Source organism: Pseudonocardia sp. (genome assembly GCF_029263155.1).
Taxonomy (GTDB): Bacteria; Actinomycetota; Actinomycetes; order Mycobacteriales; family Pseudonocardiaceae; genus Pseudonocardia.
This window is the reverse complement of sequence record NZ_JAJCYB010000130.1, coordinates 25,969-48,468: the sequence shown is the minus strand read 5'-3', so window position 1 is coordinate 48,468 and position 22,500 is coordinate 25,969. Positions and strand designations below refer to the sequence as shown.

The 22,500-nt window shown below is 72.9% G+C and carries 20 protein-coding genes; 7 read left to right on the top strand and 13 right to left on the bottom strand.

Going from position 1 to position 22,500, the window contains the following annotated elements:
- Positions 1-5 precede the first annotated feature (5 nt).
- From glmS to Q1K26_RS27470, 5 genes are all read right to left on the bottom strand, one after another.
- Positions 6-1,832, bottom strand: a complete 1,827-nt coding sequence (gene glmS / locus Q1K26_RS27490; RefSeq protein WP_300019300.1) for a glutamine--fructose-6-phosphate transaminase (isomerizing) — start codon at positions 1,830-1,832, stop codon at positions 6-8.
- Positions 1,833-1,858: 26 nt separating this feature from the next.
- Positions 1,859-2,119, bottom strand: a complete 261-nt coding sequence (locus Q1K26_RS27485) for a hypothetical protein (protein WP_300019298.1) — start codon at positions 2,117-2,119, stop codon at positions 1,859-1,861.
- An 82-nt stretch (positions 2,120-2,201) separates the two neighbouring features.
- Positions 2,202-2,606, bottom strand: coding sequence for a PIN domain-containing protein (locus tag Q1K26_RS27480; RefSeq protein WP_300019296.1), 405 nt, complete (start codon positions 2,604-2,606; stop codon positions 2,202-2,204).
- Positions 2,591-2,818 carry a type II toxin-antitoxin system prevent-host-death family antitoxin gene (locus tag Q1K26_RS27475; protein WP_300019294.1) on the bottom strand — a complete coding sequence of 76 codons (228 nt, stop codon included), beginning with the start codon at positions 2,816-2,818 and terminating at the stop codon, positions 2,591-2,593. The genes Q1K26_RS27480 and Q1K26_RS27475 overlap by 16 nt, the downstream gene beginning before the upstream one ends.
- 19 nt (positions 2,819-2,837) lie before the next feature.
- A complete protein-coding gene (locus Q1K26_RS27470) occupies positions 2,838-6,500 on the bottom strand; it encodes an ABC transporter ATP-binding protein (protein ID WP_300019325.1) in 3,663 nt (1,220 codons plus the stop codon).
- A 115-nt stretch (positions 6,501-6,615) separates the two neighbouring features.
- On the opposite strand from Q1K26_RS27470, the gene Q1K26_RS27465 reads away from it, so the two are divergent.
- Positions 6,616-7,446, top strand: coding sequence for an aldo/keto reductase (locus Q1K26_RS27465; protein WP_300019292.1), 831 nt, complete (start codon positions 6,616-6,618; stop codon positions 7,444-7,446).
- 111 nt (positions 7,447-7,557) lie between these two features.
- Here Q1K26_RS27465 and Q1K26_RS27460 read toward each other — a convergent pair whose 3' ends face one another.
- Both Q1K26_RS27460 and Q1K26_RS27455 read right to left on the bottom strand, forming a co-directional pair.
- Positions 7,558-8,388, bottom strand: coding sequence for a hypothetical protein (locus Q1K26_RS27460; protein ID WP_300019290.1), 831 nt, complete (start codon positions 8,386-8,388; stop codon positions 7,558-7,560).
- Positions 8,385-9,299, bottom strand: a complete 915-nt coding sequence (locus Q1K26_RS27455) for an ATP-binding cassette domain-containing protein (protein WP_300019288.1) — start codon at positions 9,297-9,299, stop codon at positions 8,385-8,387. Before Q1K26_RS27455 ends, Q1K26_RS27460 begins: the two co-directional genes overlap by 4 nt.
- A 245-nt stretch (positions 9,300-9,544) precedes the next feature.
- Here Q1K26_RS27455 and Q1K26_RS27450 point away from each other — a divergent pair, with 245 nt between their 5' ends.
- Positions 9,545-11,110 carry a long-chain-fatty-acid--CoA ligase gene (locus Q1K26_RS27450; RefSeq protein WP_300019286.1) on the top strand — a complete coding sequence of 522 codons (1,566 nt, stop codon included), beginning with the start codon at positions 9,545-9,547 and terminating at the stop codon, positions 11,108-11,110.
- A 12-nt stretch (positions 11,111-11,122) separates the two neighbouring features.
- On the opposite strand, the gene Q1K26_RS27445 is transcribed toward Q1K26_RS27450, so the two are convergent.
- From Q1K26_RS27445 to Q1K26_RS27425, 5 genes are all read right to left on the bottom strand, one after another.
- Positions 11,123-12,175: a hemolysin family protein gene (locus tag Q1K26_RS27445; RefSeq protein ID WP_300019284.1), complete on the bottom strand. Its 1,053-nt coding sequence runs from the start codon at positions 12,173-12,175 to the stop codon at positions 11,123-11,125.
- Complete coding sequence (locus tag Q1K26_RS27440; protein ID WP_300019282.1) at positions 12,168-13,496, bottom strand: hemolysin family protein; 1,329 nt, start codon at positions 13,494-13,496, stop codon at positions 12,168-12,170. Before Q1K26_RS27440 ends, Q1K26_RS27445 begins: the two co-directional genes overlap by 8 nt.
- A gap of 87 nt (positions 13,497-13,583) precedes the next feature.
- Complete coding sequence (locus Q1K26_RS27435; protein ID WP_300019281.1) at positions 13,584-14,036, bottom strand: NUDIX domain-containing protein; 453 nt, start codon at positions 14,034-14,036, stop codon at positions 13,584-13,586.
- A 160-nt stretch (positions 14,037-14,196) separates the two neighbouring features.
- The gene (locus tag Q1K26_RS27430) at positions 14,197-14,376 is read right to left on the bottom strand and encodes a hypothetical protein (protein WP_300019279.1); all 180 of its coding nucleotides are present in this window, start codon (positions 14,374-14,376) and stop codon (positions 14,197-14,199) included.
- 13 nt (positions 14,377-14,389) lie between these two features.
- Positions 14,390-14,959 carry a winged helix-turn-helix domain-containing protein gene (locus tag Q1K26_RS27425; RefSeq protein ID WP_300019277.1) on the bottom strand — a complete coding sequence of 190 codons (570 nt, stop codon included), beginning with the start codon at positions 14,957-14,959 and terminating at the stop codon, positions 14,390-14,392.
- A gap of 112 nt (positions 14,960-15,071) precedes the next feature.
- Between Q1K26_RS27425 and Q1K26_RS27420 the strand changes: the two genes are divergently transcribed.
- Positions 15,072-16,103 (top strand): LLM class F420-dependent oxidoreductase, encoded by a 1,032-nt coding sequence (locus tag Q1K26_RS27420; protein ID WP_300019275.1) that lies wholly within the window; start codon positions 15,072-15,074, stop codon positions 16,101-16,103.
- A gap of 88 nt (positions 16,104-16,191) precedes the next feature.
- Positions 16,192-16,983, top strand: coding sequence for a hypothetical protein (locus Q1K26_RS27415; RefSeq protein ID WP_300019274.1), 792 nt, complete (start codon positions 16,192-16,194; stop codon positions 16,981-16,983).
- A gap of 84 nt (positions 16,984-17,067) precedes the next feature.
- Here Q1K26_RS27415 and Q1K26_RS27410 read toward each other — a convergent pair whose 3' ends face one another.
- On the bottom strand, positions 17,068-17,529 hold the full coding sequence (locus tag Q1K26_RS27410; RefSeq protein WP_300019272.1) for a nuclear transport factor 2 family protein: 462 nt from the start codon (positions 17,527-17,529) through the stop codon (positions 17,068-17,070).
- A gap of 88 nt (positions 17,530-17,617) precedes the next feature.
- On the opposite strand from Q1K26_RS27410, the gene Q1K26_RS27405 reads away from it, so the two are divergent.
- The 3 genes from Q1K26_RS27405 (at position 17,618) to Q1K26_RS27395 (ending at position 22,283) form a co-directional block, all read left to right on the top strand.
- Entirely contained in the window at positions 17,618-18,178 is a 561-nt protein-coding gene (locus tag Q1K26_RS27405) for a TetR/AcrR family transcriptional regulator (protein ID WP_300019270.1), read from the top strand.
- 121 nt (positions 18,179-18,299) lie between these two features.
- Positions 18,300-22,091, top strand: a complete 3,792-nt coding sequence (locus Q1K26_RS27400; RefSeq protein WP_300019268.1) for a multifunctional oxoglutarate decarboxylase/oxoglutarate dehydrogenase thiamine pyrophosphate-binding subunit/dihydrolipoyllysine-residue succinyltransferase subunit — start codon at positions 18,300-18,302, stop codon at positions 22,089-22,091.
- 3 nt (positions 22,092-22,094) lie between these two features.
- Positions 22,095-22,283 carry a DUF6104 family protein gene (locus Q1K26_RS27395; protein ID WP_300019266.1) on the top strand — a complete coding sequence of 63 codons (189 nt, stop codon included), beginning with the start codon at positions 22,095-22,097 and terminating at the stop codon, positions 22,281-22,283.
- Positions 22,284-22,500: the final 217 nt, after the last annotated feature.

Below are 22,500 nucleotides of genomic sequence, written 5' to 3'. Positions count from 1 at the left end.
CTCGCCTACTCGACCGTGACGCTCTTCGCGAGGTTGCGGGGCTTGTCGACGTCGCGTTCCAGCGCCACCGCGGCGTGGTAGGCGAGCAGCTGCAGCGGGACCGAGAGCAGGATCGGGTCCAGCTCCGGCTCGTTGCGGGGGATCACCAGGGTGCGGTCGGCGAGCTCGGCGGGCAGCTGCCGGTGGGCCAGGGCGACCACCCGCCCGCTGCGCGCCTTGATCTCCGAGAGCGTGGAGGTGTTCTTCTCCAGCAGCTCGTCGTCGGGCACGACGGCGACGGTGGGCATCTCCGGGCTGATCAGTGCCAGCGGTCCGTGCTTGAGCTCGGCCGACGGGTAGGCCTCGGCGTGGATGTAGGAGATCTCCTTGAGCTTCTGCGCGCCTTCCCGCGCCACCGGCCAGCCGCGGCGGCGCCCCACGAACATCATGCTGGGGCTGGGCGCGAGCTCGCGGGCCACCTCGGCGATCTCGTCGGAGAGCGTGAGGATCTCCTCGACCTGCTCGGGCAGCCGCTGCAGCCCGGCGATGATCCGGGCGCCGTCGGTGGGCGAGAGGTCGCGGATCCGGCCCAGGTGCAGGGCGAGCAGCGCGAACGCGGTGACCGTGGACGTGAACGACTTCGTGGCCGCCACCGACATCTCCGCGCCGGCGTGCAGGTAGATGCCGCCGTCGACCTGCCGCGCGATCGTCGACCCCACGACGTTGATGATGCCGATCACGCGCCCGCCCTTGCGCTGCAGCTCCTGCACGGCGGCGAGGGTGTCGACGGTCTCGCCGGACTGGCTCACCGCGACGTAGAGGGTGTCCGGCTCGACGACGGGATTGCGGTAGCGGAACTCGCTGGCCGGCTCGCTGGAGGCGGGCAGCCGGGCGAGGTCCTCGATGAGCTGCGCGCCGAGGTCGCCCGCGTAGCAGGCGCTGCCGCAGCCGAGGATCTTCACGCGGCGGAACTCCCGCGCCTCGCGCACCGACAGGTTGAGCCCGCCCAGGTGCGCGGTGGAGAAGCGCTCGTCCAGTCGCCCGGCCAGTGCGCGGGTCAGTGTCAGCGGCTGCTCGCCGATCTCCTTGATGAGGAAGTGGGCGTGGTCGCCGATCTCCGCGCCGACGACGTCCCAGTCGATCGTGGACGGGCTCTTGGCCGTGGACGTGTCGTCGAGGGTGAACGTGCGGTACCCGGTGGCGGTGAGCGTGGCCAGCTCGCCGTCGTCGAGGTAGACGACCTGGCGGGTGTAGCCCACGAGCGCCGCGACGTCGGAGGCGACGAACATCTCCTTCTCGCCGACGCCGAGCAGCACCGGGCTGCCGTTGCGGGCCACGACGATGCGGTCGGGGTGCTCGGCGTCGATCACCGCGAGACCGTAGGCGCCGACCACCTGCCGCAGTGCCCAGCGCACGGCCTGCTCAAGGTCGTCGGCCCCCGCCGCGAACGCCGACGCGATCAGGTGCGCCACGCACTCGGTGTCGGTCTGGCTGGCGAACTCGACTCCGTCGGCGGTGAGCTTGGCGCGCAGCTCCTCGGCGTTCTCGATGATGCCGTTGTGGACCACGGCGATGCGGCCGGCGGTGTCGGTGTGCGGGTGCGCGTTCTCCGGGGTCGGGCCGCCGTGGGTGGCCCAGCGCGTGTGCCCGATACCCGGGGCACCCTTGAACCGCGCGGGCAGGTCCGCGGCCAGCGCCGCCACCCTCCCGCTGACCTTGCGCACCTTGAGCCCGGACTTCGTGGTGACCGCCAGGCCGGCGGAGTCGTAGCCGCGGTACTCCAGCCGGCCCAGACCCTCGACGAGGATCGGGGCGGCGTCCTGCGGGCCGACGTAGCCGACGATTCCGCACATGGTGGGGTTCTCCTAGGGGGGCGGGTCTATCCGTAGACGATGCGACGCAGCTGCCGGGCCGAGAGCGCGGGCGGGGCCACCCGTCGCGTCGCCAGCTCGGCCGCGAGCACGGCGAAGATCTGGTCGTTGTGCTGCCCACGCGTCTGCAGCTCGCGATGCCGGCGGCGGACGAACTCCTCCACCGGCTCGGCGAAGTAGCCCAGCACCTCGGCCACGACCCGCGCCGCCTCGCTCGCGCTCAGTGGGGTGCTGCGCACGAGATGCGCGACGAGATCGCCGTGGGGCACGGGCAAGATACTGCAGCCTGACACCTCGGAATGCCAACTTCCTGCCCGAAATCGGGCAGGGAAGCGCATCATCTGCCGGACATCACCAGTAGGCGACCTGTCTGGGCGACTGATGAGCTCGCAGTCGACGGTCCTTCGTCACCAGCGGCCAGCCGTGCTCGACCGCCGTGGCGTAGATGATGCGGTCGGCGGGGTCGCCGGGGAAGCCGGACGGCAGCGTCGCCGCACCGTGTGCGATCGCCGGGGTGAGACCGACCGTCCGGATCTCCGCGGAGAGCCGGCGCAGCCACGAGCCGATCGGGATCGTCACGAGAATCCGCTCGTTGTGGGCGAGCCACGCCAGCTCGTACCAGGTGATGCCGGCGACGGCGAGTTCGCCTGCGGATCGGATCAGCTCGGTGGCGCCGTGACTGAGTCGCTCCGGCTCGGCCGACCACCACTGCAGGACATGGGTGTCGAGCTGGACCGTGCTCAGGAGTGCTCCCACGACTCGCCGGTCGAGAACAGCTCGTCGTCCTCGGCCACCGTGCGGGCCACGCCGACCAGACTTCCGGCCGAGGCGGCCGGCCCACCCGCCGGCACCAGGCGGGCGACCACCCGACCGTGTTTGGTGATCTCCACCTCGGCCCCCTCGGCGACCTCGTCCAGCACGGCGAGGATCCGGGCCTTGACGTCCGAGGCGGTCATGGTTCTGGTCATGTGGTCATATTAGCAGTCATCAGGCCGCCGGTTCCAGCTCACCGGCGCGCCACAGCCGGGCGTAGGCGCCCCCGGCGGCGAGCAGCGCGGCGTGCGGGCCCTGCTCGACGATCCGGCCGCCGTCGAGCACGACGATGCGGTCGGCGCGGGCGGCGGTGGCGAGGCGGTGCGCCACGACGAACGCGGTACGCCGCGAGGTGAGCCGGTCGCCCGCCGCGAGCACCGCAGCCTCGGTGGCGGGGTCCAGGGCGGCGGTGGCCTCGTCGAACAGCAACAGGTCCGGGTCCACCAGCTCGGCCCTGGCGAGCGCGACGAGCTGGCGCTGCCCCGCGGACAGGCCCTGGCCGCGCTCGCCGACGGGATGGCGGAACCCCAGCGGGAGGCCGCGGACCAGCTCGATCGCGCCGACGGCCCGGGCCGCCGCCTCGATCTGCTCCGGGGTGGCGTCGGGCCGCCCGTAGGCGATGTTCGCCGCGATGTCGCCGCTGAACAGGTGCGGCTCCTGCGGCACCACCCCCAACCGCCTGCGGTACGCCTCGAGCGGGTAGCGGCGCACGTCGACCCCGTCGACGAGCACCGCACCCGTGCCGGCCTCGTAGAACCGGGCGAGCAGCTTGACCAGCGTGGACTTGCCCGCGCCGGTGGCCCCGACCAGCGCCACCGTCTCCCCGGGGGCCACGCGCAGCGACACCGCGTCCAGCGCGGGGGTCGCCGCCCCTGCGTAGGAGAAGCCGAGGTCGCGCAGCTCGATCTCCCCGCGCAGCCGGTCGGGCACCGCGACGGGGTCGACGGCCGGGGCCGCCGACGTGGGCGTGCGCAGCAGCTCCGAGATCCGGGTCAGCCCGATGCGGGCCTGCTGGTAGGCGTCGAACACCTGGGAGAGCTGCTGGACCGGTGCGAAGAACAGCCCGAGGTAGAGCAGGAACGCCGTCAGCACGCCGGGGGTGAGGTCGCCCGCCGCCACCCGGGCGGCGCCGACGCCGAGCACCGCGACCTGGGCGACGTCGGAGAGCAATGCCACGAACGGGAAGTAGGTGGCGATGTAGCGCTGGGCCCGCAGGCGGCTGCGGCGGTAGGCGTCGCTGCGGCCGGCGAACGCGGCGGCGCTGCGCTCCTCGCGGACGTAGGCCTGGGCGATCCGCACGCCGGAGACGTTCTCCTGCATGTCGGCGTTGACGGCGCTGACCTTCTCCCGGGCCTCGGCGTAGGCCCGAGACGACAGGCGCCGGAAGACCACGGTGGCCGCGATCAGCACCGGCAGCACCGCGAGCGCCACCGCGGCCAGCTCGGGGTCGGTGAGCAGCAGCGCCACCGCCACCCCGACCACGGTGAGCAGGCTGACCACGGCCTGGGCCAGCCCGGTCTGCAGGAACGCCGAGAGCGCGTCGACGTCGGTGGTCATCCGCGTCATGATCCGCCCCGACAGCTCGCGCTCGTAGAAGTCCAGCCCGAGGCGCTGCAGGTGGGCGTAGCTGCGCACGCGCAGCAGGTAGAGCAGGCTCTCCCCGGCCCGCGCCGTGGTGACGGTCTGCAGCGCCACCACCAGCCAGCTCACCGCGACCACCCCGAGCCCCAGCAGCGTGGCCGTGAGCAGCACCGACGTCGAGCCGGCGGTGATGCCGCCGTCGACGGCCAGGCGCGCCACGGTGGGGAAGGCGAGCGTGCTCAGGGCGTCCAGCGACACGAGCACGACGGTGAGCGCGATCAGGCCGCGCACCGGGCGCAGCAGCGTCGCCAGGTGGAAACCGGGGTCGGGCGCGGTGGGATCCTCGCCGCCCAGGCGGGGTGTCTCGCGAGCGGGCGGCAGGGCGTCGACGGCGGCGAGCAGGGTCTCGCTGACGGGTATCGCGCCCACCATCGCCGAGGGGCCACCGCCGCCCGACCCCCGGCCGGTACCCGCCGAGGCCGCCGCGGTCCGCAGCGCGCCGGAGCCGGTGGCCACGGGTTCCGGCGCGGGCCAGAGCTCCGGTGTGACCCCGCCGGGCCCCGCGTCCGTGGCGGGGACGGGCTCGTCCACGGCCAGCAGCTCGCGGAACAGCGCGCAGCGCGCCGTCAGCTCGGCCTCGGTGCCGACGTCGACGACGTGCCCGCCGTCGAGCACGGCGACCCGGTCGGCCAGCGCGAGCGTGGAGCGGCGGTGGGCCACGAGCAGCGTGGTCCGCCCGCTGGTCAGCGTGCGCAGGGTGTCGTGGATGGCGGCCTCGGTGGCGCTGTCGACGGCCGAGGTGGCGTCGTCGAGCACGAGCACGCGGGGGTCGGTGAGCACCGCGCGGGCCAGCGCGATGCGCTGGCGCTGCCCGCCCGACAGCGTCAGGCCGCGCTCGCCGACCAGCGTGTCGTAGCCGTCGGGGAGGCGGTCGACGAACTCGTGCACCTGCGCGGCCCGCGCGGCCGCGAGCACCTCGGCCTCCGAGGCGTCGGGGCAGCCGTAGGCGATGTTGGCGCGGATGGTGTCGGAGAACAGGAACGCCTCCTCGAACACCACCCCCAGCTCGCGGCGCAGGTCGGCCAGGCGCAGGTCGGGCAGCGGCACCCCGCCGAGGCGCAGCTCGCCGGCCTGCGGGTCGTAGAAGCGCGGCAGCAGCAGCGCCACCGTCGACTTGCCCGATCCCGCCGTGCCGACCAGGGCCAGCGTCTCGCCCGGCTCGACGCGCAGCGAGACCCCGTCGAGGACGGGCTCGCGGCGCGAGTAGCCGAAGCGCACGCCGTCCAGCTCGACCGACAGCGGGCCCTCCGGCAGCTGCGAGGGCACCTCCGGGTCGACGACGTCGGGCTGGGAGTCCACCAGGTCGTACACCCGCTCGACGCCCGCCCGCGCGAGCTGCGCGCTCACGACCAGCGACCCCAGCAGCCGCGCGGGCCCGACCAGACCGGCCACGTAGGTGGTGAAGGCGAGGAACGTGCCCAGCGTGATCGAGCCGGTCAGCGCGAGGTACCCGCCCAAGCCGATGACCCCCACCTGCCCGAGCGTGGGCAGCGCCAGCAGCGTGGGGTTGAGCCGGGCGGTGAGCCGCGCGGCGCGCATCCGCTCCGCGAACAGCGTGGCGGCGCGCCGCTCCAGCGTCCCGACCTCGCGGGCCTCCTGCCCGAACCCCTTGACGACGCGCACGCCGGTGACCGTCTCCTCCACCTGCTGCGCGACGTCGGCGGCCCGCTGCTGCGCCGACCAGGTGGCGGGGAACAGCGACGCCCGCGCCCGGGCCGTGACGTAGGCGGCGAGCGGCAGCAGGACCAGCGCGACGAGCGTGAGCAGCGGGGAGAGCCACAGCATCGCCCCGACCGAGGCCACGACCAGCACCACCGACCCCAGCGCCAGCGGCACCATCGACAGCAGCGACTGCACGAGCTGCAGATCGGTGATCGAGCGCGACACCACCTGGCCGGTGCGCAGCGCGTCCTGGCGCTGACCGTCGAGGCGCTGGACCGATGCGAACACCTGCCGGCGCAGGTCGTGCTGGACGTCCAGGGCCAGGCGCCCGGCCAGGAAGCGACGCAGGAACGAGGCCGCGAAGCGGACCAGCGCCAGCGCGGCGATCGCCACGACGACCGTGCCGAGGGAGGCGGTGGAACCCGCGACGGCCTCGTCGACGGCCACGCGGGTGAGCAGCGGCCCGACCGCCTCCAGGCTGACGCCCAGCGCGGACGCCACCAGCGCGGCGATCGCCACGCGGCGGTGGCGCATGCAGGCACCGGTCAGCCGGCGGATCCAGCCGGTGGCCGGGGTCCCGGTGGGATGAATCACCGATCAACCCTACGTCGCGGGGAAGGACCCCGACCGGTGGCTCGTTGCCATGGCTATGAGTTCCGTACCGACCATCGACCTGAACAACGGAGTCTCCGTCCCGCAGCTCGGCTTCGGGGTCTTCCTGGTGCCCCCCGGCGAGACCGAGCCCGCCGTCACGTCGGCGCTGGCGGCCGGCTACCGGCACATCGACACGGCGCGGATCTACGACAACGAGCGCGAGGTCGGCGCCGCGATCGCGACCTCCGGCATCCCGCGCGACGAGCTGTTCGTCACCACGAAGCTCTGGAACGCCGACCAGGGCCGCGACGCGACCCTCGCGGCGATCGACGGGAGCCTCGAGCGCCTGGGCCTCGACCACGTCGACCTGTACCTGATCCACTGGCCGGTGCCGAGCGCCGACCGCTACGTCCAGACCTGGCGGGCGCTCGAGGAGATCGCCGCGGACGGTCGCGCCCGCGCCATCGGCGTCTCCAACTTCCAGGTACCGCACCTGCGGCGCCTGCTCGACGAGACCGGCACGGTGCCCGCGGTCAACCAGGTGGAGCTGCACCCCAACCTGGTCCAGCGCGAGCTGCGCGCCTTCCACGCCGAGCACGGCATCGCCACCGAGGCCTGGAGCCCGCTCGCTCGCGGCGGGCTGCTCGACGACCCGGCCGTCGGCAAGATCGCGGCCGCGCACGGCCGCACTCCCGCCCAGGTGATCCTGCGCTGGCACCTGCAGCTCGGGAACGTCGTCATCCCCAAGTCGGTGACACCGGCCCGCATCGCGGAGAACCTCGACGTCCTCGGCTTCGAGCTCGCGGCCGACGACATGGCGGCGATCGAGGCGCTGGACTCGGGCACCCGCATCGGCCCGGACCCGGACGACTTCACCGGCTCCTGACCCCGCCCCGCGTTGCAGCAAGGCCACCTTCATGCAGTGAGATTGCGTGAAGGTGGCCTTCCTGCAATCCGGGGCCGCGATCCCTGGGGGGCCGCGATCCCGGAGGCGGCGTCAGGTGATGTCGCGGCGGGCGGTGGCCCACCAGGCCACCGCCGCCGCGGCGACGGCCCACGCCGCGAGGACCAGCAGCGAGATCCACCACGGGAGCGGGCCGGTCACGCCGGCCACCGCCCCGGCCACGTCGCGGCCGACCGGCGGACCGGCGATGGCGATGGCCGGGAGCTCGTAGAGCGCCACCTCCCCGGCGTTCACCGGCAGGTAGGCGGTGATCTGCTGCACGGGCCCGGACTCGCTCGCGCCCAGCAGCAGCGACAGCAGCAGCTCGCCGAGCAGCACGTAGACCAGCAGCGTGACGAGCACGCCGACCTGGTTGGCCAGCGCCGACGCCAGCGCCACCCCGATCGCCGACCACAGCGCGCACACCGCCACCCCGATCCCGACCACGGAGAGCAGCGACCCGATCGCGGGGAACGGGCTGTCGCCCTGCCCCACCAGCCCGCCGATCAAGCCGAACGCCGTGGCGCCCAGCGCGTACACCACGCCCACGGCACCGGCCGTCAGCATCTTCGCCACGAGCACGGGGCCCCGGCCCGGCGCCGTGAGGTAGGTGGTGGTGATCGTGCCGTGCCGGAACTCCCCCGCCGCGCCGACGGCGCCGCTCACGGCCGCGAACGACGCCGTCAGCGCGAGCGTGTAGGCCAGCGACGCCAGCAGCAGCGGCAGCGCCACCTCCCCGCCGGAGGCGGCGTCGGCGAAGCTCCCGATCAGCCCGCCGAACGCGTTGATCAGCAGCGACAGCAGGACGACCGGGATCAGCAGGCCCCACCACCCCCGCGTCGAGACGATCTTGCGGTACTCCGACCGGACCAGCGCGGCGATCATCGGTACCCCCCGGTGAGCTGCAGGAACATCTGCTCCAGATCGACCTTCTCGACCTCCAGGCCGTGCACCGCGATCCCGGCCTCGAACGCGGTGTCCCCCACCCGTCCCGGGTCGGCGCCGGTGACCGCCAGCCGCCCGTCCGGCAGCCGCTGCACGTCGACCATCCCGGCCCGGACGAGCGCGTCGGCCAGCCGCGCGGGATCGGGGCAGGCCACCAGCACCCGGGGCCGCCCGCGCAGGTGCGCGAGCGGGCCCTGGTGCACGCACCGTCCGCGGTTGATCACCACGACGTGGTCGACGGTCTGCTCGACCTCGGCGAGCAGGTGGCTCGACACCAGCACCGTGCGCCCCTGCGCGGCGAACCCCCGCAGGAACGCCCGCAACCACGCGATGCCCTCCGGGTCGAGGCCGTTGGCCGGCTCGTCGAGCAGCAGCACCTGCGGGTCGCCGAGCAGCGCGGTGGCCAGCGCGAGGCGCTGCTTCATCCCCAGCGAGTAGCCGCCGACGCCCCGGTCGGCCACGCCCTCCATGCCGACCGCGGCCAGCACGTGCTCGACCGCGACGTCGGGCACCCGCACCGCCGCCGCGACCGCCAGCAGGTGCCGGCGGGCCGAGCGCGCGGGGTGGAACCCCTGCGCCTCCAGCACCGCCCCCACCACCCGCGCAGGGTAGGGCAGGTCGGTGTAGCGCACCCCGTTGATCCGCGCGTCGCCCGCGGTCGGCGTGACCAGGCCGAGCAGCATCCGCAGCGTGGTGGTCTTGCCCGACCCGTTGGGACCGAGGAACCCCGTGACGGTGCCGCGCTCCACGGAGAAGGTCAGGTCCTCCACCGCGCTCACCGGCCCGAACCGTTTCGTCAGCGCCGAGGCGGTGACCCGCCCGCTCCCGTCGTCCCCGCCACCGGTCGTCACGACGACGATCCTGCCGCACCGCGCGGGGCGGCTCGACGCCGCCGATCCCCGATCGCGCGCCGGATGGTGTCTCGCGCGCCCTGCCGGCAGCGCGCGAGGCGCTGGTCAGCGCGCGAAGACCCCGCTGGGCCACCCGCCCGATGCCGCGCCACGAGCAACCGCGTCGTGCACGGCCTTTTCGGTGGGCGGGCGGCTGGCTACGATCCGCTGCGCCGCGGGTGTGCCGCGGGCCACAGGAGGAACGCATGACCGGATCGGCCACCGCGACGGACTTCACCGCGATCATCGCCGGGTGGGAGGCGAGCCGCCCCGACGCGCCGGCCATCAGCTTCGGGGGCACCACCCGCACCTGGAGCGAGTTCGCGCGCCGGATCCGGCGCAACGCCGCGGCCCAGCGGGCGGCCGGGCTCGTCCCCGGCGACCGGGTGGCCGTGCTCGACCTCAACCACCCCTCGTGCCTGGAGCTGACGCTGGCGTGCGCGCAGGTCGGCACCGCGAACGCGGTGGTCAACTTCCGGCTCGCGCCGCCGGAGATCGTCTACGTCATCAACGACGCGCAGGCCCGGGTGCTGTTCGTCGGCCCGGAGTTCGCGGGCGCCGTGGCGCAGATGCGCGACAAGCTGCCCACCGTCGAGCAGGTGATCCACGTCGGCGGCGACGGCGACGAGTACGAGGCGTGGATCGCCGCGCACGAGCCGGACGACGAGGTCCACCCGGCGGCCCCCGGGGACTGCTTCGTGCAGCTCTACACCTCGGGCACCACCGGATTCCCGAAGGGCGCGATGCTCACCCACAGCGGGATGCTCGCCCACTCCGCGAACGTGATGGCCGACTTCGACGTGGACGCGGACTCCCGCGTGCAGGTCGCGATGCCGCTGTTCCACGTCGGCGGCACCAGCTACGCGCTGCTGGCGATCACCGCGGGCGCGCACATCCACATGATGCGGCTGCCCGACCCCGCGGCCGCGCTGGAGATGGTGGAGCGCGAGCGGATCACGCACACCTTCTACGTGCCGGCGCTGATGGCGGCGATGCTGCAGGTGCCCGGCGCGGCCGAGCGCGACTACTCGTCGATCAGGGCGCTGTCCTACGGCGCGTCGCCGATGCCGCTGCCCGTCATGCGCGGCTGCCTGGCGCTGTTCCCCGGCGTCATGCACCAGGTGTACGGCATGACCGAGCAGTGCGGCGTGGTCAGCTCGCTGGGCCCGGAGGACCACGCCGACCCGGCACGGGAGCACCTGCTGATCTCGGCGGGCACGCCGATCCACGGCGTCGAGATCGAGATCCGCGACCCCGCCACCGGCGAGGCCGTGCCCACCGGTGAGCCCGGCGAGATCTGGGTGCGCTCCCAGCAGCTGATGGGCGGGTACTGGGGCAAGCCCGAGGCCACCGCGGCCGCTGTCACCGCCGACGGCTGGCTGCGGTCGGGCGACGGCGGGCACATCGACGCCGAGGGCTACGTCTACGTCACCGACCGCATCAAGGACATGATCATCTCGGGCGGCGAGAACATCTACCCGGCGGAGATCGAGCGCGTGCTGGCCGAGCACCCCTCCGTCGGTGACGTCGCGGTGATCGGGGTGCCCGACGAGCGCTGGGGAGAGGTGCCCAAGGCGGTGGTCGTCGCCGCGCCGGGCGCGTCGGTCGACGAGGCCGAGCTGCTCACCTTCTGCCGCGAGCAGCTCGCGGCGTTCAAGTGCCCGAAGTCGGTCGACGTGCTCGAGGAGCTGCCCCGCAACCCCACCGGCAAGGTCCTCAAGAAGGACCTGCGCAAGCCGTACTGGGAGGGCAAGGACCGCCAGGTGGTCTGAACGGGCCCTGCACTATCCCGCGCCCCGGCCTGCCGGCCGCGCGGCACCGTCGCTGATGTGCCCGACCAGCCGCTCCAGCACGTCCTCCAGTGCGACCACGCCGCTGAGGCGACCGTCGGTGCCGCGCACCGCCGCGAGGTGCGCACCGGCGTCGCGCATGACGCCGAGCGCGTCGCGCAGCGCGTCGTCGACGGCCAGGGTGGGCAGCGCACGGGCCAGTTCGCCCGCGGTGCGGGAGTCGCCGTTCCGGCGCCCCAGTGCGTCCTTGACGTGCAGGTAGCCCACCGGGTCGCCGGTGTCGTCGACCACCGGGAAGCGGGAGAACCCGCTGCGGGCCGTGGCCTGCTGCACCTGCTCGACGGTGGCGTCGGCCTCCAGCACCACCAGCCGGTCACGCGGCAGCACCACGTCGGCGACGGTCAGCTCCTCGAACTGCAGCGCCCCGGTGAGCAGCTCCTCCTCCTCCTCGTCGAGCAGGCCCTCCTGCCGGGACTCGGCGATCAGGCCCCCCACCTCGTCGAGGGTGAAGGTGGTGGCCACCTCGTCGCGCGGGGTGACCCTCATCAGGTGCAGCACCCCGTTGGAGACGGCGTTGAGCGCGAGGACGACCGGCTTGAGGACGACCACGATCGCCGCCAGCGGCGGCCCCAGCGCCAGCGCGGAGCGCTCCGGCCCGGCGATGGCGATGTTCTTGGGCACCATCTCACCGAGCACCATGTGCAGGAACACCACGACCGACAGCGCGATCGCGAACGAGACCGGGTAGACCAGCGGCTCCGGCAGCCCGATCGCCGCGAACGGCACCTCCAGCAGGTGCGCCACCGCGGGCTCGGCGACGGCGCCCAGACCCAACGAGCACGCGGTGATGCCGAGCTGGGCGCACGCCATGTGCTGCGACACGTTCTCCATCGCGCGCAGGGTGATCCGCGCCGCGCGTGAGCCCTGCTCGGCGCGCGGCTCGATCTGGGTGCGCCGTGCGGAGATCAACGCGAACTCCGCCCCGACGAAGAACGCGTTGCCGGCCAGCAGGACCAGCCCGAGCAGGACCCCGCCCCAGTCACCCATCGACGTGCTCCGGCTGCTCGACCCGCATCCCGACCCGGTCCACCCGCCACCCGTCCATCCGGTCCACCCGCAGGTGGACCGGGTGGCCGTCCACGTCCTCGGTCACCGCGTCGCCCTCCCGCGGCACCCGGCCCAGCCGGTCGACGACCAGACCGGCGAGGCTGTCGAAGTCCTCGCCCTCGGGCAGCGCCACGCCGGTGAGCTCGGCGACCTCGTCGGGGCGCAACAGCCCCGACAGCGTCCAGCTGCCGTCCTGCTCGTGTCGCGCGCGGTCGCCGTGCGGGTCGTGCTCGTCGGCGATGTCGCCCACGATCTCCTCGATCAGGTCCTCCAGGGTCACCACGCCCGCCGTGCCGCCGTACTCGTCGACGACCACCGCCAGCTGCAGCCCCTGCTCGCGCAGCAGCGGCAGCAGCGGGTCGAGCTCCTGGCTCCCGGGCACCGGAAGCGGGTCGACCATCAGCTCGCCGACGGTGCGCCCGGACCGCTCGTCCTCCGGCACCGCCAGCGCGTGCTTGACGTGCACGATCCCGACCACGCTGTCCACCCCGCCGCGCAGCACCGGGAACCGCGAGTACCCGGTGCGGTCAACGGCGTCGAGCACGGCGTCGGCGGAGTCGGTGGTGGCCAGGAACGTCACCTGGAACCGCGGGGTCATCACGTCCGCCGCGGTGCGGTCGCCGAAGGCCAGGGAGCGGGTGACCAGCTCCGCGGTGGGCTCGGCGAGCACACCTTCCTCCGCGGAGCGCCGGACCAGCGAGCCCAGCTCCTGCGGCGAGCGGGCCGACCGGAGCTCCTCCTGCGGCTCGATGCCCAGCAGCAGCAGGATGCGGTTGGCGGTGCCGTTGAGGAACCGCAGCAGCGGGCCGGAGATCCGGGTGAAGGTGCGCTGGGCCCCGGCGACGGCCTTCGCGACCGGGAACGGCCTCGCGATGGCCAGGTTCTTGGGCACCAGCTCGCCGAACACCATCTGCACGAACGTCGCCAGCAGCAGCGCCAGCGTGATCGCGACGGCGACCGAGGTGCCCTCGGGCAGCCCGAGGCCCGACAGCACCGGTCCCAGCAGCGCGGCCAGCGACGGCTCGGCGAGGAACCCGACGACCAGGCTGGTCACGGTGATGCCCAGTTGCGCACCGGAGAGCTGGGTGGACAGCGAGCGCAGCGCGCTCAGCACGCTCGCGGCCCCGGTGTCCCCGGCCTCGGCCGCGCGCTCCACGGTGGACCGGTCGACGGTCACCAGGCTGAACTCCGCCGCCACGAACAGCGCGTTGCCCAGCACGAGCAGCAGCGCCACGGCCAGCAGCACCCACTCGATCAGCACGCGGGTCTGCCGGGAGGACGCGGCACGGTCGGGGTCATGGCGCCATCCAAGCCGACCGCCGGGGATTCCGCCCGGGCAGGTGGTCGGTCAGAACCCGAAGCTGACGATCCCCGCCAGCGTGCCCGCGCGCATCCCGTCGAGCACGTGCCGCTCGTGCGGGACCACCGGGTACGGGAGGTCGTCGAGCGCGCACCAGCGCAGCGCGGCACTCTTCTCGGGCTCCCGGCGCTCCGCCTCGCCCGACCACCGCGTGCAGGCGAAGAAGAAGTCGACCCGCTCGTCGATCTCCCGGCCGTTGCCGTGGGTGCGGTGCATGGTGGTGAGCGGGACGAGGTCGGCGAGGTCGATCGTGATCCCCAGCTCCTCCGCGGCCTCGCGGCACGCCGCGGCCTGGACCGGCTCGCCCGCCTCGACGTGCCCGGCCGCGGCGGCCGCCCAGTGCCCGTCCCGGTAGCCGGTGTTCTGCCGCAGCTGCAGCAGCACCCGCCCCTCGGCGTCGGTCAGCAGCACGTACGCGGCGGGGACCACCCGGAAGCTCACCACCCCATGATCCACGGTCGGGGAACCCGCGGACCCGCCCGGTCGCGTACAGGCTGCGGCTCGCGCACAGGTTGCGGGCTCGCGCACGGGCTGCGACGTGTGCGCGAGTCCGTCAGGTGTGCGCCACCGCCCGCGGGTCGACTCGGCGCGGCCCGCGAGGTCAGGTGTCGAGCAGCATGCGCGGCCAGGTCCCGACCCGGGGTCGGCTCGCCCACCAGAGCCGGACGTAGAGACGCACGAGCAGCGGGGCACGGGGCCGGCGGCAGGTCCGGGCCAGCCGGTGCTCGGCGGCCGCCGCGAGCAGTTCCTCGTGTCGCAGGTGTCCGTGGTGCGGGTCCATGGTCTCCTCGCCGTCAGGTGCGCAGCAGGCGGCCGCTGATCAGCAACCGGACCAGCCGGGCGCCGTCGGGGCGGGCGGCCGGATCGTCGTCACGGTCGCGGAAGGGGGCCAGCAGTTCGTCGAGACCCGCCTGCAGCGCCACCAGCTCGTCGGGGGTGCAGTAGAGGGCGCGCCCGGAGATCCCGGCCGCCTTCTGCCACTCGACGGGCTCCCGGGATGCGCGGCGCACCCAGTCCTTGATCTGGCCGACCTCGTGGTCGAGGAACACCTCGCTGAGCGTCTCCGCCGCCAACGCCGCGTCGGGCCCCAGGTCCGAGGCATGCCAGCTCTGGTCGTCGCTGGTGAGCCGCCATGGCTTCTCCCGGCCGGACGCGTCCGGGGCGTGCTCGACGAACCCGTACTTGGCCAGCATCCCCAGGTGGTAGGAGCAGCTCGCGACGCTCTCGCCGGAGTACTCCGCGCACCGCGTGGCGGTGGCCGTCCGCTCCGCCCCGAGCAGCTCGATGATCGTCCAGCGGGTCGGGTGCGACAGCGCCCGCAGTGTCTTGGGGTCCGTGATGTAGCTGCGCGCGTCCTCGGTCACAGTTGCGCTGCATATCTTGCGCAAGACTCCTTGCGCAAGACTCCTTGATAGTTGCGCTGGATGCGGCCCGCGTCACCGTCGTCGCCGGTTGACCCGCCGGTAACCTCCTCCCATGCTGCTGTCGACTCAACTCCAGTACGGCGACGACCCCATCAACAACGCCGAGGCGGTGGTCGGCCTGGAGAAGGCCGGCCTCGACGTCGTGTGGGTCGCCGAGGCCTACAGCTACGACGCCGTGTCGCTGATGGGCTACCTCGCCGCCCGCACCGAGCGGGTCCAGATCGGCTCCGGCATCCTGCCGATCTACAGCCGCACCCCCACGCTGACGGCGATGACGGCGGCGGGCCTCGACGCCCTGTCCGACGGACGCATGATCCTCGGCCTCGGGGCGTCGGGCCCGCAGGTGATCGAGGGCTTCCACGGTGTCGTCTACGACAAGCCGATCGCCCGCACCCGCGAGATCATCGAGATCTGCCGGAAGGTGTGGCGCCGCGAACGGCTCACCAACGACGGCCTCTACCCGATCCCGCTCCCGGAGGGGCAGGGCACCGGGCTCGGCAAGCCGCTCAAGCTCATCAACCACCCGAAGCGGGCCGACATCCCGATCTGGATCGCCGCGCTCGGCGACAGGAACGTCGAGCTGACCGCCGAGCTGGCCCAGGGCTGGCTGCCGCACGTGCTGCTGCCCGAGAAGCTGCGCGAGGTGTTCGGCCCCGCGATCGACGCCGGACTCGCCAAGCGCGCCCCCGAGCTCGGCCCGCTGCAGATCACCGGCGGGGGCATCCTCGCCATCGAGGACGACATGATCGAGCCGGCCCGGCAGCTCGCCCGCGGCATGAACGCCCTCTACATCGGCGGCATGGGCGCGCGCGGCAAGAACTTCTACAACACCGTGTTCGAGCGCCAGGGCTACGCCGACGAGGCGCGGACCGTGCAGGACCTCTACCTGGACGGCAGGAAGGACGCCGCCGCCGCGGCCCTGCCCGACGAGTTCATCGCCAACACCTCGCTGATCGGCCCGCCGTCGTTCGTCAAAGAGCGGATCGCCGCGCTGCGTGCAGCCGGGGTCACGCACCTGCACGTCAACCCGATCAGCGCGGACCCGCAGAAGGTGTTGTCGCAGGTGAAGGAGTGGCTCCAGTAGCGACCGGGGGGCCCGTGTCGGTGACGTCGGGTGACCGCCTCACACTCTGTGGTGACCCCGGAAACCGCCACGACCTCGGGAGCGTGCGTTGCTCGACTCCGTCATCGCCACGTCCGACGAACCGATGGGCCCGGACCAGTACCGGTTCGTCGCGACGGACGCGTGGTGGCTGGGCAGCTTCGGCGCCCATCAGCACCTCACCGAGCACCGGCTGCGGATCTGGATCCCGGCCCGCCCGGAGCGCGACTGGATGCTCGACCGTGAGCTGACCGGCCGCCAGCGCTGGCTCACCGGCTCGGCGGAGCGGGCCCGCGACGACGGCTTCGAGCTCCACGACGTGGCCCCGACCGGGGTGTTCCGGGCGCCGTACGGGGAGTTCCACGCGGCGCGCGACGCCGGCATCGACGAGGCGGACGGGTGTGTCGAGCCCGTCCGGCGCCGCCGCGGCAGCTGGCAGGCGCCGACGGCCGAGTTCCTGGCCCGGCTGCCCCGCGATCCCGTCGCACTGCTCGCCCGGCTGGAGGCCGACCACCCCGGGCGCTGGACGAGCCCGTTCAGCTCCGCCGTCGACGCCCTGCGCACCTGCCTCGTCCCCGCGGAGCTGCGCGGCGTCCTGTACCGGGCTCTCACCGGTCTGCACGGCGTGCACCTGGAGCCCGAGCCGGTCGAGGTCGGCGACCGCGCGTGCCTCGTGCTCGTCCACGACGCCGGCCGCACCCGCACCGAGCTGCGGATCGACAAGGCCGACGGGCAGTTCGCGGGCGAGCGCGACACCCTGCGCACCGACTCCCGCTGCGGCCTGCCCGCCCACACTCTGATCGGCGAGACGGCCGTGCACACCGCGGTGGTCGACGAGCTGGGCGTGCACCCGCCGGGCTGAGGGTCGCCGGGGGTCCGGTTCACGCAACGGTCGGCCGCCCGCACACGCCCGGCGGTGCGCAGATCGGCGGGGTGCGCGAACCGGTCAGCGCAGCGGCTGCTCCGCCGCCCCGCGCTCGGCGTCGGGACGACGGCCGTGGATGCGCCGCTCCGACTCCTCGATCGCCACGTCGTTGATGCTGGCCTCGCGGCGGCGCATGTAGCCCTCGTCGTCGAACTCCCACAGCTCGTTGCCGTAGGACCGCCACCACCGGCCGTCGACGTCTCTGCACTCGTACTGGAACCGCACCGCGATCCGGTTCTCACGATGAGCCCAGAGGTCCTTGCGCAGCGCGTAGTCGAGCTCGCGGTCCCACTTGTCCTTCAGGAACGCGGCGATCTCGGCACGGCCGGTGAGGAACCGGTCGCGGTTGCGCCACACGGAGTCCTCGGAGTACGCGGCGGCGACCTTCTCCGGGTCGCGCGTGTTCCACGCGTCCTCGGCGGCCTGCACCTTCGTGGCTGCGCTCTCGGCGTCGAACGGGGGAAGGGGCGGGCGAGGTGTCACGTCAGATCCTCTCGGCGCAGAACGATCGTTCTCCGGTGCGCTGCTACGCTAGAGAACGTTGGTTCTCCGCGTCAAGAAGGACTCGCCCGTGGATCAGGACAGCGCCCGCACCCGGCTGCTCGACGCCGCCGAGTCGCTGTTCTACGGCCGCGGCATCCAGGCGGTGGGCATGGACGACATCCGCGCCGCGTCGGGCGTGTCGCTCAAGCGGCTCTACCAGCTCTACCCGGCCAAGGAGCGGCTCGTGGTGGCCTACCTGGAGCGCCGGGACACGCGCTGGCGCGCGCGACTGGCCGCCCACGTCGAGCGCCACGACCGGCCCGACGATCGGCTGCTCGCGGTGTTCGACTGGCTGGGCGCCTGGTTCGCGGAGCCCGACTTCCGCGGCTGCGCCTGGATCAACTCCTACGGCGAGCTGGGGGCGAGCTCGGCCACCGTCGCCGAGCAGGTCCGCCACCACAAGCGCGAGTTCCACCGCTACCTGCAGGAACTCGTGGCCGCCGCCGTGCGGCCGGACCGTCTCGCGGACGACATGCTGCTGCTCGCCGAGGGCGCGATGGTCACTGCCGGGATCTTCGGCGACACGGCGCCCGCCGCCCGGGCGAGGTCCGCCGTCGAGCGGCTGATGGGCGAGTCGCACACCGGCTGACCGGTGGTCCACGACCGGTCGCGGTGCCGCACCCGGCGTCCGGTACCAGGCCAGGAGACCGAGGACTAATCTGACGTGCAGTCCTCGGCGAAGACGCGATCCGATCAAGGCGGTCCTCAGCGTGTCCAGCAGCAGTACCTCGAACCCAGCCAGTGATTTCGGTCCCAACGAGTGGCTGGTCGAGGAGATGTACCAGCGCTTCCTCGACGACCCCGAGACGGTCGACCCGGCCTGGCACGAGTTCTTCGCCGACTACCGTCCGGCCACCGAGGACATCGCCGACAACGGCGCGACGCCCGTACCGTCCACCCCGTCCGAGCCGCCCGGACCCGCTCCCACGCCGAAGGCCGAGGCCCCGGAGCCCACCGAGCGTCGCCGGGTGGCCGACCGGGCCGCGATGTCGCCGCCCGCCGCCAACGGCGCCGCACCCGCGCCGGAGGAGGCCCCGGACAGGCGTCCGGAGAAGTCCGCGTCCCAGCCGCAGGCCACGTCGCGGTCCAAGCCGGCCGCCGGCAGCTCGTCGCAGGCGGCCAAGCCGGCCCCGCCGGTCAGTGGCGACGGCGAGGTCACGCCGATCCGGGGCGCCGCCAACGCCGTGGTCAAGAACATGAACGCCTCGCTGTCGGTGCCCACCGCCACGAGCGTGCGCGCGGTGCCGGCCAAGCTGCTGGCCGACAACCGGGTCGTGATCAACAACCAGCTCAAGCGCACCCGCGGCGGCAAGATCAGCTTCACCCACCTCATCGGGTTCGCGGTGGTGAAGGCGCTCACCACGCTGCCGGTGATGAACCGGCACTTCGCCGAGACCGACGGCAAGCCCACCGTCGTGCAGCCCGACCACGTCAACCTCGGGCTCGCGATCGACCTGCCGGGCAAGAACGGGCAACGGTCGCTGGTCGTGGTGTCGATCAAGGGCTGCGAGGCGATGAACTTCGCCCAGTTCTGGTCGGCCTACGAGGACATCGTGCGCAAGGCGCGCAGCGGCGCGCTGTCCGCCGAGGACTTCGCCGGCACCACGATCTCGCTGACCAACCCGGGCACGCTGGGCACCAACCACTCGGTGCCGCGCCTGATGTCGGGCCAGGGCGCGATCATCGGCGTCGGCGCGATGGAGTACCCGGCCGAGTTCCAGGGCGCCAGCGACGAGCGGCTCGCCCACATCGGCATCAGCAAGATCATCACGCTGACGTCCACGTACGACCACCGCATCATCCAGGGCGCGGAGTCCGGTGACTTCCTGCGCCGCGTGCACCAGCTGCTCCTCGGCGAGGACGGCTTCTACGACGACATCTTCCGCTCGCTGCGCGTGCCCTACGAGCCCGTGCGCTGGGTGCAGGACATCCCCGAGGGCGCCGTCGACAAGACCGCGCGCGTCATCGAGCTGATCGACGCCTACCGCACCCGTGGGCACCTGATGGCCGACACCGACCCGCTGAACTACCGGCAGCGCCGCCACCCCGACCTCGACGTGCTCTCGCACAGCCTCACGCTGTGGGACCTCGACCGCGAGTTCGCGTGCGGCGGATTCGGCGGCCAGGAGCGGATGAAGCTGCGCGACGTGCTCGGCCTGCTGCGCGACTCCTACTGCCGCACCGTCGGCACCGAGTACATGCACATCGCCGACCCCGAGCAGCGCACCTGGCTGCAGGACCGCATCGAGGTGCCGCACCAGAAGCCGCACGCCGCCGAGCAGAAGTACATCCTGTCCAAGCTCAACGCGGCCGAGGCCTTCGAGACGTTCCTGCAGACCAAGTACGTCGGGCAGAAGCGGTTCTCCCTCGAGGGCGGGGAGACCGTCATCCCGCTGCTCGACGCGGTGCTCGACAAGGCCGCCGAGCACGAGATGGACGAGGTCGTCATCGGCATGCCGCACCGCGGCCGGCTCAACGTGCTCGCCAACATCGTCGGCAAGCCGATCAGCCAGATCTTCCGCGAGTTCGAGGGCAACCTCGACCCGGGCCAGGCCCACGGCTCCGGCGACGTCAAGTACCACCTGGGCGCCGAGGGCAAGTACTTCCGGATGTTCGGCGACGGCGAGACCGTGGTGTCGCTGGCGTCCAACCCGTCGCACCTCGAGGCCGTCGACCCGGTGCTCGAGGGGCTGGTGCGCGCCAAGCAGGACATCCTCGACAAGGGCGAGGGCGGCTTCACCGTGCTCCCCCTGATGATGCACGGCGACGCGGCGTTCGCCGGGCAGGGCGTCGTGGCCGAGACGCTCAACCTGGCCAAGCTGCGCGGCTACCGCACCGGCGGCACCGTGCACGTCGTCGTCAACAACCAGGTCGGGTTCACCACGGCCCCGGAGCACTCGCGCAGCTCGCAGTACTGCACCGACGTCGCGAAGATGATCGACGCCCCGGTCTTCCACGTGAACGGCGACGATCCCGAGGCCTGCGTCTGGGTGGCGAAGCTGGCGGTGGAGTACCGGCAGCGGTGGAACAACGACGTCGTGATCGACATGATCTGCTACCGCCGCCGCGGCCACAACGAGGGCGACGACCCGTCGATGACGCAGCCCTCGATGTACGACGTGATCGACGCCAAGCGCAGCGTCCGCAAGATCTACACCGAGTCGCTGATCGGGCGCGGCGACATCTCCATGGAGGAGGCCGAGCACGCGCTGCGCGACTTCTCCAGCCAGCTCGAGCACGTGTTCAACGAGGTGCGCGAGCTCGAGCGGACCCCGGCCGTGGCGTCGCCGTCGGTGGAGCAGGAGCAGTCGATCCCCACCGACCTCGACACCTCGGTGCCGCTGGAGGTGCTGCACCGCATCGGTGACGCCCACGTCGAGCTGCCCGAGGGCTTCACCGTGCACCCGCGGGTCAGGCCGGTGCTGGACAAGCGGCTGAAGATGTCGCGCGAGGGCGACATCGACTGGGCCTTCGCCGAGCTGATCGCGATGGGCGCGCTGGCCATGGACGGCAAGCTGGTACGGCTCTCGGGCCAGGACTCGCGGCGCGGCACGTTCGTGCAACGGCACTCGGTGATCATCGACCGGAAGACCGGTGAGGAGTACTTCCCGCTGCGCAACCTCTCGGCCGACCAGGAGCGGTTCCTCGCCTACGACTCGGCGCTCTCGGAGTTCGCGGCCGTCGGGTTCGAGTACGGGTACTCGGTGGCCAACCCGGCGGCGTTCGTGGCCTGGGAGGCGCAGTTCGGCGACTTCGTCAACGGTGCACAGTCGATCATCGACGAGTTCATCTCCTCGGGCGAGGCCAAGTGGGGCCAGACCTCCGACGTCGCGCTGCTGCTGCCGCACGGTCTGGAGGGCCAAGGTCCCGACCACAGCTCGGGCCGCATCGAGCGGTTCCTCACGCTGTGCGCGGAGGGCTCGATGACGGTCGCCGTGCCGTCCGAGCCCGCGAACTACTTCCACCTGCTGCGCCGCCACGCGATGGACGGGATGCAGCGGCCGCTGATCTGCTTCACGCCCAAGTCGATGCTGCGCAACCGCGCCGTGGTGAGCCCGGTGAGCGACTTCACCGGCGGCCGCTTCCGGTCGGTCATCGACGACCCGCGCTACCGCGGCAACGACGGCCCGGCCGGCGACGTGCGCCGCGTGCTGCTGTGCAGCGGCAAGATCTACTGGGAGCTGGCCGCGCAGCGCGACAAGCGGGAGGTCACCGACATCGCGATCGTGCGGGTCGAGCAGCTCTACCCCGTCGCCGACCGGCAGCTGGCCGCGGTGCTGGAGCGCTACCCCAACGCCGAGGACGTGCGCTGGGTCCAGGAGGAGCCGGCGAACCAGGGCGCATGGCCCTTCCTGGGCCTGACGCTGCCCGAGAAGCTGCCGCGGCTCGTCGGGATCACGCGGGTGTCGCGGCGCCGCATGGCCGCGCCGGCGGCCGGCTCGTCCAAGGTGCACGAGGTGGAGCAGGGCGCGCTGATGGACGAGGCGCTCGGGGACGGGTGAGCCGTGTACTTCACCGACCGGGGCATCGAGGAGCTCGCGGCGCGGCGCGGCGAGGAACAGGTCAGCGTCGAGTGGCTGGCCGACCGGCTGCGGGTGTTCGTCGACCTCAACCCGTCGTTCGAGGACGCCGTGGAACGGCTCGCCACGTTCCTGGCCCGGGACGAGGACGAGGTGCTCGACGCCGAGGAGTGACCGGGCGGTAGCAGCTGAACCACGGCCCAACACGGGCCCAACACCGGGCAGCGATCGCGGATGTTCTGTGCCTTCTCCTGGCGCACCGGTACGGACGCAGGCACGATCGATCGGGTGATCGCACCGAACCCGGGAGACACGCCGTGAGGCCGGGCCGGCGCGACCGCACCGCTCGACGGCCCTCCATCGTGGCCGTCGCGCTCGGGGCGGCGGCGCT

Coding starts and splice junctions, on each gene's coding strand:
- glmS (WP_300019300.1), bottom strand. CDS start 1,832: ATGTGCGGAATCGTCGGCTACGTCGGCCCGCAGGACGCCGCCCCGATC.
- Q1K26_RS27475 (WP_300019294.1), bottom strand. CDS start 2,818: ATGACCAGAACCATGACCGCCTCGGACGTCAAGGCCCGGATCCTCGCC.
- Q1K26_RS27470 (WP_300019325.1), bottom strand. CDS start 6,500: ATGCGCCACCGCCGCGTGGCGATCGCCGCGCTGGTGGCGTCCGCGCTG.
- Q1K26_RS27465 (WP_300019292.1), top strand. CDS start 6,616: ATGAGTTCCGTACCGACCATCGACCTGAACAACGGAGTCTCCGTCCCG.
- Q1K26_RS27460 (WP_300019290.1), bottom strand. CDS start 8,388: ATGATCGCCGCGCTGGTCCGGTCGGAGTACCGCAAGATCGTCTCGACG.
- Q1K26_RS27450 (WP_300019286.1), top strand. CDS start 9,545: ATGACCGGATCGGCCACCGCGACGGACTTCACCGCGATCATCGCCGGG.
- Q1K26_RS27445 (WP_300019284.1), bottom strand. CDS start 12,175: ATGGGTGACTGGGGCGGGGTCCTGCTCGGGCTGGTCCTGCTGGCCGGC.
- Q1K26_RS27430 (WP_300019279.1), bottom strand. CDS start 14,376: ATGGACCCGCACCACGGACACCTGCGACACGAGGAACTGCTCGCGGCG.
- Q1K26_RS27420 (WP_300019275.1), top strand. CDS start 15,072: ATGCTGCTGTCGACTCAACTCCAGTACGGCGACGACCCCATCAACAAC.